We start from the raw sequence: 19,507 nt of genomic DNA on the forward strand, positions 1-19,507 counted from the left end.
CCGGCAATAATGCGGAGAAGAGTCGTGAAGCGACCTGGAATTATCATCATTTGCCTGCTGTTACAGGCTTGCTCAGCCACCACTAAAGGTCTGGGTAATTCGCTGTGGGACAGTCTGTTCGGTACGCCGGGCGTACAACTGACGGACGATGACATTCAAAACATGCCTTATGCCAGCCAGTACATGCAGCTCAATGGCGGGCCGCAGCTGTTTGTGGTGCTCGCTTTCGCAGAGAACGGGCAGCAGAAATGGGTGACGCAGGATCAGGCCACCATCGTGACCCAGCATGGCCGCCTGATTAAAACCCTGCTCGGCGGCGACAATCTGATCGGTGTGAATAATCTGGCGGCTGACCCATTGGCCAGACCGGCACAAATCGTAGATGGCGCAACGTGGACGCGCACGATGGGCTGGACGGAACATAAACAGGTGCGTTATGCCACCGCCCGCTCGGTCTTCAAATGGGATGGCGCTGACAGCATTAAGGTCGGTAGCGATGTAACCGCCGTTCGCGTACTGGATGAAGAGGTTACAACCGACCAGACGCGCTGGCATAACCGCTACTGGATCGACAGCGAAGGGCAAATCCGCCAGTCGGAACAGTATCTGGGGGCGAACTACTTCCCGGTGAAAACCACGCTCATTAAGGCGGCAAAACAATGATGAAACAGACCATTGCAGCGCTGGCCCTGAGTTTGTGCGCTTCCTCATCTTTTGCCGCAGGCACCGTGAAGGTGTTTGCCGCTGGCAGCACTGAACCGAAGACGCTCACCGGCGCGGAACATCTGATCGATCTGGTCGGGCAGCCGAGACTGGCGAACAGCTGGTGGCCTGGCGCGGTTATCAGCGAAGAGCGGGCTACCGCCACGGCGCAGCGCCAGCAGCAGGAATTATTGGGCCGCCTGGCTGCGTTTGGCGCAGAGAAAAGCGGCGATGACGCCGCCGCAATCAATACGCTGCGCCAGCAGGTGCAGATGTTAAAAGTGACCGGCAGACAGCTCGTTAACCTTGACCCGGATACCGTACGCGTCAGCGAACGGGGCAATCCGCCGTTGCAGGGCCATTACACGCTGTGGGTCGGCGGGCAGCCGACAGATATCACGCTGTTTGGATTGGTTAGCCAGCCGGGTAAACGCCCCTTCAGCCCGGGGCGGGACGTGGCCAGCTACCTTGATGAGCAAAGCCTGCTCAGCGGGGCGGATCGCAGCTATGCGTGGGTTGTCTATCCCGACGGACGCACGCAGAAAGCGCCGGTCGCTTACTGGAACAAGCGTCACGTTGAGCCGATGCCAGGCAGCATCATTTTTGTCGGCCTTACGGATTCTCTATGGAGCAACACGCCGGATGCGCTTAACGCCGACATTCTTCGTACTCTGACGCAGCGGATACCCGAATAATGAAAAAAACACATCTGCTCAGCTTACTGGCGCTGGGCATCAGCGCAGCCTGCCATGCCGAAACATATCCGGCCCCCATTGGGCCGTCACAATCTGACTTCGGCGGCGTGGGGCTGTTGCAAACGCCAACGGCGCGAATGGCGCGGGAAGGGGAGATGAGCCTGAACTATCGTGATAACGATCAGTATCGCTACTACTCCGCGTCGATACAGTTGTTCCCGTGGCTGGAAACCACGCTGCGCTATACCGACGTGCGTACCAGACAATACAGCAGCGTGGAGTCGTTTTCCGGCAACCAGACCTACAAAGACAAAGCCTTCGACCTGAAACTGCGGTTATGGGAAGAGAGCTACTGGATGCCGCAGGTGGCGGTCGGCGCAAGAGATATCGGCGGGACGGGGCTGTTCGATGCGGAATACATTGTGGCGAACAAAGCCTGGGGGCCGTTTGATTTCTCGCTCGGTCTTGGCTGGGGTTATCTGGGCACCAGCGGCAACGTGAGCAATCCGTTTTGCTCATACAGCGATAAATTCTGTCACCGCGATAACAGTTATAAACAGGCCGGTTCCGTCAACGGCAGCGATATGTTCCACGGGCCAGCGTCGCTGTTTGGCGGGGTGGAGTATCAAACGCCCTGGCAGCCGCTGCGCCTGAAACTGGAGTATGAAGGCAACAATTATCAGCAGGATTTCGCGGGTAAGCTGGAGCAGAAGAGCAAGTTTAACGTCGGCGCCATTTACCGCGTCACCGATTGGGCCGACGTTAACCTCAGCTATGAACGCGGCAACACCTTCATGTTTGGCGTGACGCTGCGGACAAACTTCAACGATTTGCGCCCATCGTATAACGATAACGCGCGACCGAAATATCAGCCTGAACCGCAGGACGCCATCCTGCAACACTCGGTCGTCGCTAACCAGTTGACGCTGCTGAAATACAACGCCGGACTGGCGGACCCTAAAATTCAGGTGAAAGGCGATACGCTGTACGTCACCGGCGAGCAGGTGAAATACCGTGACTCGCGGGAAGGGATCGAACGCGCGAATCGGATCGTCATGAACGATCTGCCAGAAGGGGTTCGCACGATCCGCGTGACGGAAAACCGTCTCAATATGCCGCAGGTCACTACGGAAACCGATGTCGCCAGCCTGAAACGCCATCTGGAAGGCGAGCCATTAGGACACGAGACCCCACTGGCGCAAAAACGTGTGGAGCCGATCGTGCCGGAAACAACCGAGCAGGGTTGGTATATCGATAAATCGCGCTTTGATTTCCATATCGATCCGGTGTTGAACCAGTCTGTCGGCGGCCCGGAAAATTTCTATATGTACCAGCTTGGCGTGATGGGGACGGCGGATCTGTGGGTAACGGATCATCTGCTTACCACCGGCAGTTTGTTTGCCAATATCGCCAACAATTACGACAAATTTAACTACACCAATCCACCGAACGATTCGCATCTTCCGCGTGTGCGTACTCATGTGCGCGAATATGTGCAGAACGATATCTATGTGAATAACCTGCAAGCCAACTACTTCCAGTACCTCGGCAACGGTTTCTACGGCCAGGTTTACGGCGGTTATCTGGAGACCATGTACGGCGGCGCAGGGGCGGAAGTGCTGTATCGCCCGGTCGACAGCAACTGGGCGTTTGGTCTTGACGCTAACTACGTGAAACAGCGTGACTGGCGTAGCGCGCAGGATATGATGAAATTCACCGATTACAGCGTGAAAACCGGCCACTTGACCGCCTACTGGACGCCGTCGTTCGCGCAGGATGTGCTGGTGAAAGCGAGCGTCGGTCAATATCTGGCTGGCGACAAGGGCGGTACGCTGGAAATCGCGAAACGCTTTGACAGCGGCGTGGTGGTTGGCGGCTATGCCACGATCACCGATGTGTCGCCGGACGAGTACGGGGAAGGGGATTTCACCAAAGGCGTGTACGTGTCGGTACCGTTGGATCTCTTCTCGTCCAGCCCAACCCGCAGCCGCGCAGCGATTGGCTGGACGCCGCTGACGCGTGACGGCGGTCAGCAGCTTGGTCGGAAGTTTGGTCTGTACGATATGACCAGCGACCGCAACGTGAATTTCCGCTGATCGAGCCGTTGCCAGCCGGATGGCGCTACGCTTATCCGGCCTACAAACCGCATTCATTGTAGGCCGGATAAGGCGTTTACGCCGCCATCCGGCAATTTACAGGCGACGCAATAATTTTGCCGGGTTTCCGGCATATACGCCTTTCTCGGTGATCGATTTAGTGACCACGCTTCCCGCGCCGATCACTGTGCCGTCGCAAATGCTGACGGCCAGGATGGTCGCGCCGCTGCCGATGGAAACATTGCTGCCGATCTCAATTCGCCCCCAGTTCTGCCTGTTCGGGTCAGGTTTTCCTTCACGAAACATGTCGTTAGCGAACATTACGCCGTGGCCGATAAAGCAATCGCGTCCAATCGTGACATATTCGCAAACAAACGTATGGGACTGAATTTTTGTGTTTGCGCCAATCTGTGTATTGCCCTGTATTTCGACAAAAGGTCCGATGAAAACATTGTCGCCAAGCTGGCAGTCGTACAGGTTTGCGGGCTCATAAATCACCACATTTTCACCGCAGGTGACGTTGCGGACGGTAGCGTGTTTTAACTGCATTTTCCCTTCTCTTTGAAACATGCCGTGACAGAGATCATTCTCCGCTGACCTTTGCTGCACAAAACATAAACAAAAAATATAGATCTCCGTCACATTTTTGCGTTATACAGGAACCTTGCTACTGAGAAAGAGGGTGCTGCTATGACGTCACTATCTCGTCCACGCGTGGAGTTTATCTCCACGATCCTACAGACCGTGCTGAATCTTGGGCTGTTAAGTCTGGGCCTGATCCTGGTCGTTTTCCTCGGTAAAGAGACCTTACATCTGGCGGATGTGCTGTTCGCGCCGGAGCAAACCAGCAAATACGAGCTGGTGGAAGGGTTGGTGGTCTACTTTCTCTACTTTGAGTTTATTGCGTTGATTGTGAAGTACTTCCAGTCAGGTTTTCATTTCCCGCTGCGCTACTTTGTCTATATCGGGATCACCGCGATTGTGCGCCTGATCATCGTCGATCATAAATCGCCGATGGATGTGCTGATCTACTCTGCGGCGATCCTGTTATTGGTGATCACCCTGTGGTTATGTAATTCGAAACGGTTAAAACGGGAATAAAAAAAGGCGCTCCGAGGAGCGCCGAAGAACAGTCACAAGTTGGGATAATATAAGTTGAGGGTTGCAGTGGCATTGCCCGTTTCCGGGCAGGTACATCAATGAAACTTAGCCTTTCACACCGCCTGCCGTCAGGCCGTTGACCAGCCAACGCTGGGCCAGCAGGAACACCAGCGTGATCGGGATGGCGGACAACACGGCTGCGGCGGCAAAATCGCCCCACAGATAGTTTTGCGGGTTGAGGTACTGCTGCATACCTACCGCCAGGGTATAGCTGTTTACATCACGCAGTAACAGCGAGGCGACAGGAACTTCAGTGATGGCGGCAATGAACGACAGAATAAAGACCACCGCCAGAATCGGCACCGAGAGCGGCAGCAGCACCAGGCGGAAAGCCTGCCACGGCGTCGCGCCATCCAGCGCCGCCGCTTCTTCCAGCGAACCGTCGATGGTTTCGAAATAGCCTTTAATCGTCCAGACGTGCAGCGCAATCCCGCCCAGGTAAGCGAAAATCACCCCGCCGTGGGTATTCAGACCGATAAACGGAATGTACTGGCCGAGACGGTCGAACAACGCGTACAACGCCACCAGTGACAGTACCGCCGGGAACATCTGGAAAATCAGCATCCCTTTGAGCAACGTCGCTTTGCCGGGAAAGCGCATACGGGCAAACGCGTAAGCGCAGGTCGTAGAGAGCGCCACGATGCCAATGGCGGTGATCGCCGCGACTTTGATCGAGTTCCACAGCCATAACAGAACCGGGAAGGGGGGCGGCGTGACACGGCCATCAGCGTGTTCCACGCTGAAGCCCAATGCCAGCCGCCAGTGCTCCCAGGAGATGCGTTCCGGGATCAGGCTCCCGGTTGCGAAGTTGCCTTCACGCAGCGAAATGGCGATGACCATCAGCAGCGGGAACATGATTGCCGCGATAAAAATCAGCAGCCCTAAGTGCGTGATGAAGAGACGCAGCTTTTGAGATTTGGGTTGAACCATTGCCATTGTTGTTATCTCCCTTAATCAAACTTCATACGCGTGGCTTTCAGGTTCACGATGGCCAGCGCGCCAACCAGCAGGAAGATCAGCGTGGCGATCGCGGCCGCCAGACCGAAGTCCTGGCCCCCGCCGCCTTCAAAGGCGATGCGGTAGGTGTAGCTCACGAGCAGGTCGGTATAACCGGCTGGCGTAGTGGTGCCGAGGCGGTCCGGGCCGCCGTTAGTCAGAAGCTGAATCAGTACGAAGTTGTTAAAGTTAAAGGCAAAGCTGGCGATCATCAGCGGCGTCAGCGGCTTAATCAGCAGCGGGAATGTAATCTTAAAGAAGTTCTGGAACGGCCCCGCGCCGTCCATTGCCGAGGCTTCGTACAGATCGTCTGGAATCGCTTTCAGCAGGCCCATGCAGAGGATCATCATGTACGGATAGCCCAGCCAGGTGTTGACGATAATGACCATCGTGCGGGCGGTGTTCGGGTCGCTGAACCAGGCCGGTTTGAGGCCAAACAGCGCGCTCAGCATCATGTTGATCTCACCAAAGCTCTGGTTGAATAAACCTTTGAAGATCAGAATCGAGATGAACGACGGCACCGCATACGGCAGAATCAGCAGCACGCGGTAAATCGCTTTACCTTTCAGCGCTTCCCACTGTACGAGGCAGGCCAGCACCATCCCAACCGCCACGGTCAGCAGCACGGTGAGAACTGAGAACACCACGGTCCAGACGAAGATCGCGAAGAACGGTTTCTGGATGCCCTCGTCAGTAAAGACGCGGGAGAAATTGTCCCAGCCGATGGTCACGGTGTAGCCTGGGCTCAGTTTTTCGTCGCCCCAGTTGCCGTCCGCGTTGATGGCCTGATAGTAGCCAATATCGTTGTTTGGCCGATACGTCACGCCGCTCTGGTTATTTGTCAGCGTGCCGTCGCTGGCGAGGGTATAGAGCGGCTGGGTGCCGGAAAACTGGCGCAGCGAGCTCATGATGACCTTGCTTTCATCGGGTAAAACGGCGGTAAGCTGGTTCAGCGCCTGACGATTTTGGGTGATGATGCGCAGGTTGGCGCGTTCACCGGTCGGCAGTGCGTCAGTCTCTTTCAGTTGCAATTTTTGTTCGCCGCCGAATTTAAAGGCGTCGGAGAGATAATTCTTGCCGGTTTCGCCGTCAGTGAGGGCCAGTTGCCACTCGTCACCCGCCGGATACAGGCCAAAGTTATAGGTTTTGCCCGCCTGATAAGAACGATCCATCAGCACCTGCTGGGCGCGTTCAAAGGTGAGCTGGTTGGTGCTGCTGTAGTTGGTAAAGGCGATGGCGATAGTGCAGACCAGCGGGAACAGGACAAACAGCCCCATGCCGGCCATACCCGGATAAACATAGCGCCAGGCATAGGTTTTACGATTCGCGAAAATATACAGGCCAGCAGAGCTTAAAATCAGCGTCATGATGGCAAACAGGTACTCCCCTTGTGCGTACATTAAAACTACAAGGTAACCCACCAGCAGGCCCAGCAGACCAATCGCTGACCACTTCAGCGCGTCGCTTTGCCACCAATGTTTCTTTTTAATGACATCCATGGGGATCTTCCTCTACAACTTTGAAATCCTGTAGGTCAGCGTGCCTGATGGCGCTGCGCTTATCCTGCCTACCTGTTCTGTAGGCCGGAGAAGGCATTGATGCCGCCATCCGGCACACGACCTGAACATTACTTGGTGATACGGCCCTGCGCGTCTTTCAGCGCGGCGTCGACAGTCTGACGACCGCTGGCAGCGTTGATAACTGCCGTACGAACCGCATACCAGAAGGCTGACATCTGCGGAATGTTCGGCATAATTTCGCCTTTCTGGGCGTTATCCATCGTGGCGGCGATACGCGGATCTTTCGCTAACTGATCCTGGAAGGATTTCAGCGCAACCGCGCCCAGCGGTTTGTCCTTGTTCACGACGTCCAGACCCTGATCGGTCAGCAGGTAGTTTTCGAGGAACTCTTTCGCCAGCTCTTTGTTCGGGCTGGCGGCGTTAATGCCCGCGCTCAGCACGCCAACGAACGGTTTAGACGGTTTGCCTTTGAATGTCGGCAGCAGTGTCACGCCGTAATTGATTTTGCTCTTGTCGATGTTTGACCACGCCCACGGACCGTTGATGGTCATCGCCGTTTCGCCTTTGTTAAAGGCGGCTTCCGCGATGGAGTAATCGGTATCGGCGTTCATGTGTTTGTTTTTGATCATATCGACCAGGAAGCCCAGACCGGCTTTCGCCCCTGCGCTGTCTACGCCGACATCTTTCACGTCATACTTACCGTTCTCAAACTTGAACGCGTAACCGCCATCGGCGGCAATCAGCGGCCAGGTGAAGTACGGTTCTTGCAGGTTGAACATCAGCGCGCTCTTACCTTTCGCTTTCAGCTCTTTATCCAGCGCCGGGATCTCTTCCCAGGTTTTCGGCGGGTTCGGAACGAGGTCTTTGTTGTAAATCAGGGACAGCGCTTCAACGGCGATCGGGTAGGCGATCAGCTTGCCGTTGTAACGCACCGCATCCCAGGTGAACGGATAGAGCTTGTCCTGGAACGCCTGGTCCGGGGTGATCTCAGCCAGCAGGCCAGACTGTGCGTAGCCGCCAAAACGGTCATGCGCCCAGAAGATGATGTCCGGGCCGTCACCGGTGGCCGCAACCTGAGGGAATTTCTCTTCCAGCTTGTCCGGGTGCTCAACGGTGACTTTAATGCCGGTGTCTTGTTCGAATTTTTTGCCCACTTCAGCGAGGCCGTTGTAGCCTTTGTCGCCGTTAATCCAGATAACCAGCTTACCTTCTTCAATCTTGGCGAGAGCCGAGGCGGAAAACATCATCGTCGTCAGTGCGGACAATGCGAGGATGCGTGCGCCAGTTTTGATTTTCATATCTCCCATCCTTTTTGGTGATGTGCTCGTGGATACACAGAGGTGGCTTAACGGTATCTAGTTTCTTTATACGACAACCTCTTTCCATCCTCCTTACCCCTACGCCCCACCCCTTCTTTATGTGATCTGTGTTGCATAAATGTGAGTAATGCGTGTTGGCGCACATAAAAACACCGCGATTTTTGCAGGTGACATCACGAAATTCCTCGGCGGGGCGCGGCCCGGGTCTCAGACGCTGCTCCCTCATCCTCCCGCCTCCTCCCCCATAAAAAAGCCGGGGGGTGGAGGATTTACGCAATCAAGGGATAACGCATAGTCAGGCCATCATGAATGTTGCTGTCGATGACAGGTTGTAACGAAGGGAGAAGGGCATGGCGAGCGTACAGCTACGAAATGTAACGAAAGCCTGGGGTGACGTGGTGGTATCGAAAGATATCAATCTCGACATTCACGAAGGGGAATTCGTGGTGTTTGTCGGACCGTCAGGCTGCGGGAAATCGACCTTGCTGCGTATGATCGCCGGACTTGAAACCATCACCAGCGGAGATCTGTTCATTGGGGAAGCCCGTATGAACGACATCCCGCCCGCCGAACGCGGCGTGGGGATGGTTTTCCAGTCCTATGCGCTCTATCCCCACCTGTCCGTGGCAGAAAACATGTCTTTTGGTTTGAAGCTGGCGGGGGCCAAAAAAGAGGTGATGAATCAGCGTGTGAATCAGGTGGCGGAAGTGCTGCAACTGGCGCACCTGCTGGAGCGCAAGCCGAAAGCGCTCTCCGGCGGCCAGCGCCAGCGCGTGGCGATAGGCCGCACGCTGGTGGCGGAACCGCGTGTGTTCCTGCTTGATGAGCCGCTGTCTAACCTTGATGCCGCCCTGCGCGTGCAGATGCGTATCGAAATTTCCCGCCTGCATAAGCGTCTGGGCCGCACGATGATTTACGTCACCCACGATCAGGTCGAAGCGATGACGCTGGCCGACAAAATCGTGGTGCTGGATGCCGGCCGCGTGGCGCAGGTCGGTAAGCCGCTGGAGCTGTACCACTATCCGGCGGATCGCTTCGTCGCGGGCTTTATCGGTTCCCCGAAAATGAACTTCCTGCCGGTGAAAGTCACCGCGACCGCTATCGAGCAGGTGCAGGTTGAGCTGCCGAACCGCCAGAACGTCTGGCTGCCGGTAGAAAGCAATGGCGTTCAGGTCGGGGCAAATATGTCTTTAGGTATTCGTCCAGAGCATCTGCTGCCCAGCGACATCGCCGATGTCACCCTGGAAGGCGAGGTTCAGGTCGTCGAACAACTTGGTCACGAAACACAAATTCATATCCAGATCCCCGCCATTCGTCAAAACCTGGTTTACCGCCAGAACGACGTGGTGTTGGTAGAAGAGGGTGCCACATTCGCTATCGGTCTGCCGCCAGAGCGTTGCCATCTGTTCCGTGAAGATGGTTCCGCATGCCGTCGGCTGCATAAGGAGCCGGGCGTTTAAGGTCCCCATTAAAAAAACAAAACGCAAAACCATTCGAGGATGCATCAAGGCGGCAAGTGAAAAAACACCGCCAACAAAGAGGCAGTCCGAAGGGGGACGCGTTTAAAGAAAAGCAATGATCTCAGGAGATAGAATAATGATTACTCTGCGCAAACTTCCTCTGGCGGTTGCCGTCGCAGCAGGCGTTATGTCTGCTCAGGCAATGGCAGTGGATTTCCATGGTTATGCTCGTTCCGGTATCGGCTGGACGGGTAGTGGCGGCGAACAACAATGTTTCCAGGCAACTGGCGCTCAAAGTAAATACCGTCTTGGTAACGAATGTGAAACCTATGCGGAATTGAAACTGGGTCAGGAAGTGTGGAAAGAAGGCGACAAGAGCTTCTATTTCGACACTAACGTGGCCTACTCCGTAGCGCAACAGAATGACTGGGAAGCAACCGATCCGGCGTTCCGTGAAGCCAACGTGCAGGGTAAAAACCTGATTGACTGGCTGCCAGGCTCCACCATCTGGGCGGGTAAGCGCTTCTATCAGCGTCATGACGTTCACATGATCGACTTCTACTACTGGGATATTTCTGGTCCTGGTGCGGGTATCGAAAACATCGACCTGGGCTTCGGTAAACTGTCTCTGGCAGCGACCCGCTCTCAGGAAGCCGGTGGTTCCTACACCTTCAGCAGCCAGGATATTTACAACTCTTCTAAAGACACCGCCAACGACGTCTTCGACGTGCGTTTAGCCGGTCTGGAAACGAACCCGGACGGCGTGCTGGAACTGGGTGTCGACTATGGTCGCGCAAACACCACTGACGATTATCGTCTGGCTGACGGCGCATCTAAAGACGGCTGGATGTTCACTGCTGAACATACCCAGAGCATGCTGAAGGGCTACAACAAGTTTGTGGTTCAGTACGCCACTGACGCGATGACCACGCAGGGTAAAGGTATTCCTCAGGGTTCTTACGGCTCGACTTTTGATATCGGCGAAGGCGACGATCAGCTCCATTATGTCGATCGTTACGTCAATAACAACGGTAAGCTGTGGCGTATTCTGGACCACGGGGCGATCTCTCTGGGCGACCGTTGGGACCTGATGTACGTCGGTATGTTCCAGAAACAGGACCTGGATAACGATCTGGGTACTGACTGGTGGACCGTGGGCGTTCGTCCGATGTTCAAATGGACGCCGATCATGAGCACCCTGCTGGAAGTCGGTTACGACAACGTCAAATCTCAGCAGACTGGCGATCGCAACAACCAGTACAAAATCACCCTGGCGCAACAATGGCAGGCTGGCGACAGCATCTGGTCCCGCCCGGCCATCCGTCTCTTCGCAACCTACGCGAAGTGGGATGAGAAATGGGGCTATATCAAAGATGGCGATAACACATTGCGTTATGCCGCATCGAATAACTCCGGCTTCAACACAACCAGCCGTGGCGACAACGATGAGTGGTCCTTCGGCGCCCAGATGGAAATCTGGTGGTAATACGTGACATAACGAGGGGGGCGCAAGTCCCCCGGTAACGAGATGCAGGCCGGATAAGGCGTAGCCGCTATCCGGCATTATCTGCACCGTTTCTCGCGGTTTAGCGCGCTATTGCCTGGCCACCGCTGAACCCGTGCTATCTGAGGTGATAACAATGAAAATGAAGAAAAGTCTCGTCGCCCTTTGTTTATCGGCGGGGTTGCTGGCAAGCGCACCAGGCATCAGCCTGGCGGATGTAAACTATGTTCCGCAAAACACCAGCGCAGCGCCTGCGATTCCGACCGCCGCACTACAACAACTCACCTGGACGCCTGTCGACCAGTCCAGTACGCAGTCCACACAGCTTTCTACCGGTGGTCAGCGGCTTGACGTCGCCGGTATTACAGGCCCGGTTGCCGCGTATAGCGTACCGGCGAACATCGGTGAGCTCACGCTGACATTGAGCAGCGAAGTTAACAAACAAACCAGCGTATTTGCACCGAACGTGCTGATTCTCGACCAGAACCTGACGCCTTCAGCGTATTTCCCCAGCAGCTACTTTACCTACCAGGCCCCCGGCGTGATGAGCGCGGATCGTCTGGAAGGGGTGATGCGTCTGACGCCCGCGCTGGGCCAGCAGAAGCTGTACGTTCTGGTGTTTACCACCAATAACGATCTCCAGCAGACCACCACGCTGCTTGACCCGGCAAAAGCGTATGCGAAAGGCGTGGGTAATGCCGTCCCGGATATTCCCGATCCGATCGCGCGCCACACGACTGATGGCCTGCTGAAACTGAAAGTGAAAACCAACAGCAGCTCCAGCGTACTGGTTGGCCCGCTGTTTGGTTCTTCCGGTCCGGGACCTGTCACCGTCGGCAACACTGCGGCACCGGCGACCGCCTATACCGTACCAGCCGTTGCCGCGCCAGCGCCTGCCCCGGCGAAGAAAAGCGAGCCAATGCTGAACGACACGGAAAGCTACTTCAACAATGCGATTAAGGACGCGGTAGCGAAAGGTGATGTTGATAAAGCTCTGAAACTGCTTGATGAAGCCGAACGCCTGGGATCGACATCTGCCCGTTCCACGTTTATCAGCAGTGTAAAAGGCAAGGGGTAATCGTCTCCCCACATTGCTGATTTTGCAACAACTGGTGCGTCTCCTGGCGCACCTTTTTTTTAGCATTCCATGCGAGTTGTTACACTTCTGTTGCGCAACCGATCACTTAATTATGTTTACGCCTCCCGTAATCTCTTTTCTGCGATACAATGCCTTTACGTTATGAAACGGAGAGTACGGCATGTCACACCCTGCGTTAACGCAACTGCGTGCGCTGCGCTATTTTAAAGAGATTCCTGCGCTGGATTCCCGGTTGCTCGACTGGTTACTTCTGGAAGATTCCATGACCAAACGTTTTGAGCAAGAAGGGAAACGGGTAAGCGTGACATTGCTTCGGGAAGCGTTTGTTGGTCCACATGAAGTGGCTGAAGAGGTGGCGCTGCTACCGGTCGAATCCCGCTACTGGTTACGTGAAATTTTGTTATGTGCAGACGGCGAACCCTGGCTTGCCGGGCGTACCGTCGTGCCTGAATCAACGTTGTGCGGCCCTGAGTTGGCCTTACAAAATCTGGGAAAAACGCCGTTAGGGCGCTACCTGTTTACATCATCAACGTTGACCCGAGATTTTATTGAGATTGGTCGTGATGCCGCACTGTGGGGGCGTCGTTCCCGCCTGCGTCTGAGCGGTAAGCCGCTGATGCTTACCGAGCTGTTTTTGCCCGCATCACCGTTGTATTAAGAGGAAAACAAAATGGAGTGGAGTCTGACGCAGAATAAGCTGTTGGCGTTTCACCGCCTGATGCGTACGGATAAGCCAATCGGCGCCTTACTGCTGCTCTGGCCGACATTATGGGCGCTGTGGGTAGCGACGCCGGGAGTGCCGCAACTGTGGATTCTGGCGGTGTTTGTCGCCGGGGTCTGGTTAATGCGCGCCGCCGGTTGCGTGGTCAACGATTATGCCGATCGTAAGTTTGATGGACATGTGAAACGCACGGCCAACCGACCGTTACCCAGCGGGGCGGTCACGGAGAAAGAGGCGCGCACGCTGTTTGTCGTACTGGTAGTGCTCTCCTTCCTGCTGGTATTAACGCTGAATACGATGACCATTCTGCTGTCGATTGCGGCGCTGGCGCTGGCGTGGGTCTATCCCTTCATGAAGCGTTACACCCATTTGCCGCAGGTTGTGCTGGGCGCGGCGTTTGGCTGGTCTATTCCTATGGCGTTTGCGGCGGTGAGTGAGTCCGTGCCGCTGAGCTGCTGGCTGATGTTCCTGGCCAATATCCTCTGGGCGGTAGCCTACGACACGCAGTACGCGATGGTTGACCGGGACGACGATCTGAAAATCGGCATTAAATCGACGGCCATTCTGTTCGGGCGACATGACAAACTTATTATCGGGATTTTGCAGATTGCGGTGCTGGCGCTAATGGCGCTGATTGGCTGGCTGAACGGGCTGGGCTGGGGGTATTACTGGTCGGTGCTGGTGGCCGGCGCGCTGTTTGTGTATCAGCAGAAACTGATTATCGGGCGCGAACGTGAAGCCTGTTTTAAAGCGTTTATGAACAATAACTACGTCGGCCTGGTGCTGTTTTTAGGGCTGGCGATGAGTTACGTTGGCTGAAAAAAAAGCCCGGTAGCGCTTACCGGGCCTACATAACATATTGCGCAGAACGTAGGCCGGGTAGGGCGAAGCCGCCACCCGGCTTTTTATTGTCACTCGCCTTGCGTTGCGCTCTCAATGGTCAGACGCACATCCGACGTGATCAAATCGGCCAACATCTGATACACCTTCATCGTCTGCTCAGGCTCGGCGTCTCCGGTATCGCTGATGTATTTCTCATCACGCAGAGTCAGCACCAGAGAACTGAACACCGCTTTATCGAAGAACTCCGGCGCGTTAATGCCGTGCAGAACGGAAAGACGTTGCGCGACCGTGCGGCTCTCTTTTTCCAGCGTACCACGGTTGATCGACGGATTCGCGCTCAGCAGCCAGAAGGTGATGGCATAGCGTTGCAGCGTTTCGCGCGCGCCAGCCGCCAGCAGTTGCAGCGTGCGAGAATGTGCCGGATTGATATGCAGCTCATCGTTCTGCACGGCGATCAGCCCCTGACGTTGCATCTCACTGCTCAGCGCGTCAATCACGCTGGCAAGCTCATCGTGTTCCCAGCGCAGGAACAGTTCCGCTTTCAGCATCGGATAGAGCACGTCAACATGCTGCATCAGCGCGTCACGCGAGATGTGGCGGTGCTGGGTAATGATGGCCGCCATCAGGGAAGGCAGAACCAGCATATGCGCGATGTTGTTGCGATAGTAGGTCATCAACACGGCCTGCTCGCGCGGCAGAATGATGATATCGCCGATGGTGTCTTTCTCGACCTCAAACTTGTTCATCTGCAAGGCGTGGTCGATCAGTTCACTGGCGCTCTGTGCAGGAACCGTAGAATCCGCCGCGTACGGCACGTTGCGCAGCAGACTCAGATAGCAGTCGAGCTGTTCAGTCAGCTGCTCACGGGTCAGAGAGCGCTGGCGGGAAGCCAGTAGCGCGGTGCAGCACAGGTTCATGGCGTTGGCTGCACCGGCGTTGTTAATGCGCACCATCAGATCGGCGGCAATGTTATTCACCGTCGGTGTCAGCCAGGCCGGGCGGATAGACTCGATAGGATCGATGGATTCACGCCACTCCGGCACATGCTGGTTGAGGTAAGTCATCAATGGCATCGGTTCGCCAAAGTTGACGTAGCCCTGGCCCAGATTACGCAGTTTGCTTAAACCGCGCAGCATCTGCGGCAGGCTCTCTTTCTCTTTCGTCGCGCCACGCAGCTCTTTGGCGTAAGTGCCCACTTCCATCACATGCTCATAGCCGATGTAGATTGGCACCAGCGTGATAGGACGCGTGCCGCCGCGCAACATCGCCTGAATGGTCATCGACAGCGTGCCGGTTTTCGGGTCGAGCAGACGACCGGTACGCGAGCGACCGCCTTCCACGAAATACTCAACCGAGTAACCACGGCTGAACAGCTCGCCCAGGTATTCACGGAAAACGGTGGAGTAGAGCTTGTTGCCCTTGAAGGTACGACGAATAAAGAACGCGCCCAGACGGCGGAAAATCGGACCCGCCGGCCAGAAGTTCAGGTTGATGCCCGCAGCGATATGCGGCGGCACCAGCCCCTGGTGATACAGCACGTAGGAAAGCAGCATATAGTCCATATGGCTGCGGTGGCAGGGCACATAGACAATTTCATGCCCGTCGTGCGCCAACTGGCGAACGCGCTCGGCGTTATGGACGTTAATCCCCTGATAAAGACGGTTCCAGGTAAAGCCCAGAATACGGTCGGTCAGACGGATCATCTCGTAGGAGAAGTTGGCGGCAATCTCTTCCATCAGCGCAATGGCGTTTTGCTGCGCCTTTTCATGGGAGATTTTTTTGCTGCGCGCTTCATCTTCCACGGCGCGAGCGATGGCTTTTGAAGCCAGCAGCTTGTTAAACAGATCCTGACGGGCAGGCAGACGCGGCCCGACCGCCGCCAGACGTTGACGGGCGAAGTGCATACGCGCCACGCGCGCCAGTTTCTGCGCTATTGTCTTGTCAGTGCCGTGTTCGTCAGCCATACGACGCAAAGACACGGACGGCGAGAAACGAACAAAGCTGTCGCGTCCCAGCCAGGAGACGGCAAAGAATTTCTGCACGCCGTTCAGCATACGTAAAGGCGGGTTCTCTTCTCCTTTTTCGCGCCCCGGAGAGCGGCCAAACATCACCGATACCGGCACCATTTGCACATCCAGATCGGGATTGCTGCGGTGGAGATCGAGATAGTTGTGGAAAAGCTTAATGGACTCTTCTTTTGGCGTGTAATAGGTGAAGACACGCGGCCCGCCGTGAATAAAGACATAACGCGGCAGCAGCGTTCCGTCGATCTCCAGCGGCTCCAGCGGGTCGGGAAGATCGTGCGCCAGACACTGGGCGCGCAGCGTCAGCAGGTCTGCTTTGGAGTTGTACGGCAATACGTACATAATAGGGCGCGATGTATCAAGCCCCAACTCCGGGGCAGGATCTGCCGGAATAGACTTGCTTTTTACCAGCACGCTTAATGGTAAATTCAGTAATTTGTAGTAAATTCGTGGCCAGCCGGACATAAACGATGTAAAGCCTCTGGTTAATAATGCAAATGCGCTGCAAGGATATCAGAAAGTCTGGTGAATTTCTGGTGTATCCCGTCATACTTCGCGCTGCGTTGCCGTCGCCCGAATCATACGGGCCAACGATATAATTTCATTGACGCTAATAATGCAAAAAGGTTCTTTTAATGGCCAATAATACCACTGGATTCACCCGAATCATTAAAGCCGCAGGCTATTCCTGGAAAGGTTTTCGCGCCGCATGGGTCAACGAAGCGGCGTTTCGCCAGGAAAGCATCGCCGTGCTGGCAGGTGTGCTGATTGCCTGCTGGCTGGATGTGGATGCCATTACTCGCGTACTGCTGATTGGTTCTGTGATGCTGGTGATGATTGTTGAAATCCTTAACAGCGCCATTGAAGCTGTTGTTGACCGTATTGGCTCTGAATACCATGAACTCTCCGGTCGCGCGAAGGACATGGGGTCTGCGGCGGTGCTACTGTCTATTTTCGTCGCGCTGATGACCTGGGGTCTCCTGCTATGGTCACATTTCCGCTAAGGTTTTTTCGATAAAGATTCCATAACGGTATAAAACTCCTGTTTTCTGCGCAGTTTATGGTTCCAAAATCACCTTTAGCTGTATATACTCACAGCATAACTGTATATACACCCAGGGGGCGGAATGAAAGCGTTAACGGCCAGGCAGCAAGAGGTGTTTGATCTCATTCGGGATCACATCAGCCAGACAGGTATGCCACCAACGCGTGCGGAGATCGCGCAGCGTTTGGGGTTCCGTTCCCCAAACGCCGCTGAAGAACACCTGAAAGCGCTGGCGCGTAAAGGGGTGATTGAAATTGTTTCCGGCGCATCGCGCGGTATTCGCCTGCTTCTGGACGAAGAAGAAGGGTTGCCGTTGGTCGGTCGTGTTGCCGCCGGTGAACCGCTGCTGGCGCAGCAGCATATCGAAGGCCATTATCAGGTCGATCCTTCGCTGTTTAAACCCAATGCTGATTTTCTGCTGCGTGTTAGCGGCATGTCAATGAAAGATATCGGAATTATGGACGGCGATCTGCTGGCAGTGCATAAAACTCAGGATGTCCGTAACGGCCAGGTGGTTGTGGCGCGTATTGACGATGAAGTCACGGTAAAACGCCTGAAAAAACAGGGCAATAAAGTTGAACTTTTGCCAGAAAACAGCGAATTTAAACCGATCGTGGTTGATCTGCGTGAGCAGAGCTTCACCATCGAAGGACTGGCGGTAGGCGTTATCCGTAACGGTGAATGGCTGTAATCAGGCGCTGGCATAACGCCTGATGGCGCTGCGCTTATCAGGCCTACAAATATCCCCGTAGGCCGGATAAGGCATTTACGCCGCCATCTGGCAAATGTGCCCATAGTACCGTAGGCCGGATACGGCGTTTATGCCGCCATCCGGCAAATGTACCCGTAGTACCGTAGGCCGGATAAGGCGTTTACGCCGCCATCCAGCAAATGTACCCATAGTACCGTAGGCCGGATAAGGCATTTATGCCGCCATCCGGCGATTAATCGATTGGTTTATTTGACTTTTTCTCAGGCTCATCTGCATGCCTTTCTTCACATCCTCTGACAAAGCACTCTGGCACCTCGCCTTACCCATGATTTTTTCCAACATCACCGTTCCCTTACTGGGTCTGGTGGATACGGCTGTTATTGGTCATCTCGATAGCCCCGTCTATCTGGGTGGTGTTGCCATTGGCGCAACCGCAACCAGCTTCCTTTTCATGCTGTTGCTCTTCTTACGCATGAGCACTACCGGGTTAACGGCGCAGGCCTTTGGCGCGAAAAATCCGCAAGCGCTGGCGAGAGCGTTGGTGCAACCACTCATCCTGGCGCTGAGCGCGGGGGCGCTGATTGCGCTGCTGCGCACGCCGATTATCGATCTGGCATTGCATATCGTTGGCGGTAGCGAAGCGGTGCTGGAGCAGGCAAGACGCTTTCTGGCGATCCGCTGGCTGAGTGCCCCGGCATCTCTGGCGAATCTGGTTTTGCTTGGTTGGCTGCTTGGCGTTCAGTACGCCCGTGCGCCGGTTATCCTGCTGATTGTCGGGAATATCCTGAACATCGTTCTCGACCTGTGGCTGGTTATGGGGCTGCACATGAACGTGCAGGGGGCTGCGCTGGCGACGGTCATCGCCGAATATGCCACGCTGTTAATTGGTCTGCTGATGGTACGCAAAGTCCTTCGTTTGCGCGGTGTCTCTCCCGGTATGTTGAAACAGGCCTGGCGCGGGAACTTCCGTCGTTTGCTGGCGCTTAATCGCGACATCATGCTGCGTTCGCTGCTGCTGCAACTCTGTTTTGGCGCAATCACGGTACTGGGCGCCCGTATGGGAAGCGATATCATTGCGGTGAATGCCGTTCTTATGACGTTGCTGACCTTTACTGCCTATGCGCTGGACGGCTTCGCCTATGCGGTAGAAGCCCATTCGGGTCAGGCTTATGGCGCGCGGGACGGCAGCCAGCTACTGGACGTATGGCGGGCGGCGTGTCGCCAGTCGGGAATTGTGGCGCTGCTGTTTGCGCTGGTTTATGTGCTGGCGGGGGAGTACATCATCGCACTGCTGACTTCGCTGCCGCAGATTCAGCTTCTGGCCGATCGCTATCTTATCTGGCAGGTGATTCTGCCGCTGGTGGGCGTCTGGTGCTATTTGCTGGACGGTATGTTTATCGGGGCGACGCGGGCGGCTGAAATGCGTAACAGCATGGCTGTCGCCGCAGCCGGGTTTGCGCTCACCCTACTGACGATACCGCTGCTGGGGAACCACGGACTGTGGCTTGCGCTAACCGTTTTTCTGGCGCTTCGTGGGCTTTCCCTGGCATTTATCTGGCGGCGACACTGGCGAAAAGGGACCTGGTTTGCCTGAGTCCGGTGGTTAAAAA

Annotated in this window: 17 protein-coding genes and 1 pseudogene; 13 read left to right on the plus strand and 5 right to left on the minus strand. The window is 55.5% G+C overall.

The genetic code is table 11. From position 1 onward, the window contains the following. The first annotated feature begins 24 nt into the window (after window positions 1-24). The 4 genes and pseudogenes from OGX84_RS01405 to OGX84_RS22790 all read left to right on the plus strand — a co-directional run. Window positions 25-663 (plus strand): YjbF family lipoprotein, encoded by a 639-nt coding sequence (locus OGX84_RS01405; protein WP_112001364.1) that lies wholly within the window; start codon window positions 25-27, stop codon window positions 661-663. Further along, window positions 660-1,397: a capsule biosynthesis GfcC family protein gene (locus tag OGX84_RS01410; protein ID WP_071257659.1), complete on the plus strand. Its 738-nt coding sequence runs from the start codon at window positions 660-662 to the stop codon at window positions 1,395-1,397. Before OGX84_RS01405 ends, OGX84_RS01410 begins: the two co-directional genes overlap by 4 nt. Further along, on the plus strand, window positions 1,397-3,493 hold the full coding sequence (locus OGX84_RS01415) for a YjbH domain-containing protein (protein ID WP_071257660.1): 2,097 nt from the start codon (window positions 1,397-1,399) through the stop codon (window positions 3,491-3,493). The genes OGX84_RS01410 and OGX84_RS01415 overlap by 1 nt, the downstream gene beginning before the upstream one ends. A 15-nt stretch (window positions 3,494-3,508) precedes the next feature. Next, window positions 3,509-3,607: pseudogene (locus OGX84_RS22790) on the plus strand (hypothetical protein); the annotation flags it as partial. Here the strand turns inward: OGX84_RS22790 and OGX84_RS01420 are convergent. Further along, complete coding sequence (locus OGX84_RS01420) at window positions 3,590-4,042, minus strand: acyltransferase (RefSeq protein WP_024130839.1); 453 nt, start codon at window positions 4,040-4,042, stop codon at window positions 3,590-3,592. The pseudogene OGX84_RS22790 and the gene OGX84_RS01420 sit on opposite strands and share 18 nt — an antisense overlap. A 141-nt stretch (window positions 4,043-4,183) precedes the next feature. Here OGX84_RS01420 and psiE point away from each other — a divergent pair, with 141 nt between their 5' ends. Then, window positions 4,184-4,594, plus strand: a complete 411-nt coding sequence (psiE, locus tag OGX84_RS01425) for a phosphate-starvation-inducible protein PsiE (RefSeq protein WP_012907714.1) — start codon at window positions 4,184-4,186, stop codon at window positions 4,592-4,594. Window positions 4,595-4,699: 105 nt separating this feature from the next. Here the strand turns inward: psiE and malG are convergent, their stop codons facing one another. From malG to malE, 3 genes are all read right to left on the minus strand, one after another. Next, entirely contained in the window at window positions 4,700-5,590 is an 891-nt protein-coding gene (malG, locus tag OGX84_RS01430) for a maltose ABC transporter permease MalG (RefSeq protein ID WP_047459689.1), read from the minus strand. A gap of 14 nt (window positions 5,591-5,604) precedes the next feature. Further along, window positions 5,605-7,149, minus strand: a complete 1,545-nt coding sequence (gene malF / locus OGX84_RS01435; protein ID WP_112001363.1) for a maltose ABC transporter permease MalF — start codon at window positions 7,147-7,149, stop codon at window positions 5,605-5,607. Between the two features lie 128 nt (window positions 7,150-7,277). Further along, window positions 7,278-8,468, minus strand: a complete 1,191-nt coding sequence (gene malE, locus OGX84_RS01440; protein ID WP_049012001.1) for a maltose/maltodextrin ABC transporter substrate-binding protein MalE — start codon at window positions 8,466-8,468, stop codon at window positions 7,278-7,280. A 371-nt stretch (window positions 8,469-8,839) separates the two neighbouring features. On the opposite strand from malE, the gene malK reads away from it, so the two are divergent. From malK to ubiA, 5 genes are all read left to right on the plus strand, one after another. Next, a complete protein-coding gene (gene malK, locus OGX84_RS01445) occupies window positions 8,840-9,949 on the plus strand; it encodes a maltose/maltodextrin ABC transporter ATP-binding protein MalK (protein ID WP_012134650.1) in 1,110 nt (369 codons plus the stop codon). Window positions 9,950-10,082: 133 nt separating this feature from the next. Then, entirely contained in the window at window positions 10,083-11,435 is a 1,353-nt protein-coding gene (locus tag OGX84_RS01450) for a maltoporin (RefSeq protein ID WP_024130837.1), read from the plus strand. 154 nt (window positions 11,436-11,589) lie between these two features. Then, entirely contained in the window at window positions 11,590-12,531 is a 942-nt protein-coding gene (gene malM, locus OGX84_RS01455; RefSeq protein ID WP_112001362.1) for a maltose operon protein MalM, read from the plus strand. Between the two features lie 181 nt (window positions 12,532-12,712). Beyond that, window positions 12,713-13,210 carry a chorismate lyase gene (ubiC, locus tag OGX84_RS01460; protein WP_012134646.1) on the plus strand — a complete coding sequence of 166 codons (498 nt, stop codon included), beginning with the start codon at window positions 12,713-12,715 and terminating at the stop codon, window positions 13,208-13,210. A gap of 12 nt (window positions 13,211-13,222) precedes the next feature. After that, on the plus strand, window positions 13,223-14,092 hold the full coding sequence (ubiA, locus tag OGX84_RS01465; RefSeq protein WP_112001361.1) for a 4-hydroxybenzoate octaprenyltransferase: 870 nt from the start codon (window positions 13,223-13,225) through the stop codon (window positions 14,090-14,092). A gap of 92 nt (window positions 14,093-14,184) precedes the next feature. Here the strand turns inward: ubiA and plsB are convergent, their stop codons facing one another. Beyond that, complete coding sequence (gene plsB / locus OGX84_RS01470) at window positions 14,185-16,605, minus strand: glycerol-3-phosphate 1-O-acyltransferase PlsB (protein ID WP_049011993.1); 2,421 nt, start codon at window positions 16,603-16,605, stop codon at window positions 14,185-14,187. A 170-nt stretch (window positions 16,606-16,775) separates the two neighbouring features. On the opposite strand from plsB, the gene OGX84_RS01475 reads away from it, so the two are divergent. From OGX84_RS01475 to dinF, 3 genes are all read left to right on the plus strand, one after another. Continuing rightward, on the plus strand, window positions 16,776-17,144 hold the full coding sequence (locus tag OGX84_RS01475; protein ID WP_012134643.1) for a diacylglycerol kinase: 369 nt from the start codon (window positions 16,776-16,778) through the stop codon (window positions 17,142-17,144). Between the two features lie 123 nt (window positions 17,145-17,267). Next, complete coding sequence (gene lexA / locus OGX84_RS01480; RefSeq protein ID WP_012134642.1) at window positions 17,268-17,876, plus strand: transcriptional repressor LexA; 609 nt, start codon at window positions 17,268-17,270, stop codon at window positions 17,874-17,876. A 295-nt stretch (window positions 17,877-18,171) separates the two neighbouring features. After that, complete coding sequence (gene dinF, locus OGX84_RS01485) at window positions 18,172-19,491, plus strand: MATE family efflux transporter DinF (protein ID WP_012134640.1); 1,320 nt, start codon at window positions 18,172-18,174, stop codon at window positions 19,489-19,491. Window positions 19,492-19,507: the final 16 nt, after the last annotated feature.

The sequence above is a fragment of the Citrobacter sp. CK202 genome, assembly GCF_030333225.1.
Taxonomy (GTDB): domain Bacteria; phylum Pseudomonadota; class Gammaproteobacteria; order Enterobacterales; family Enterobacteriaceae; genus Citrobacter_B; species Citrobacter_B koseri.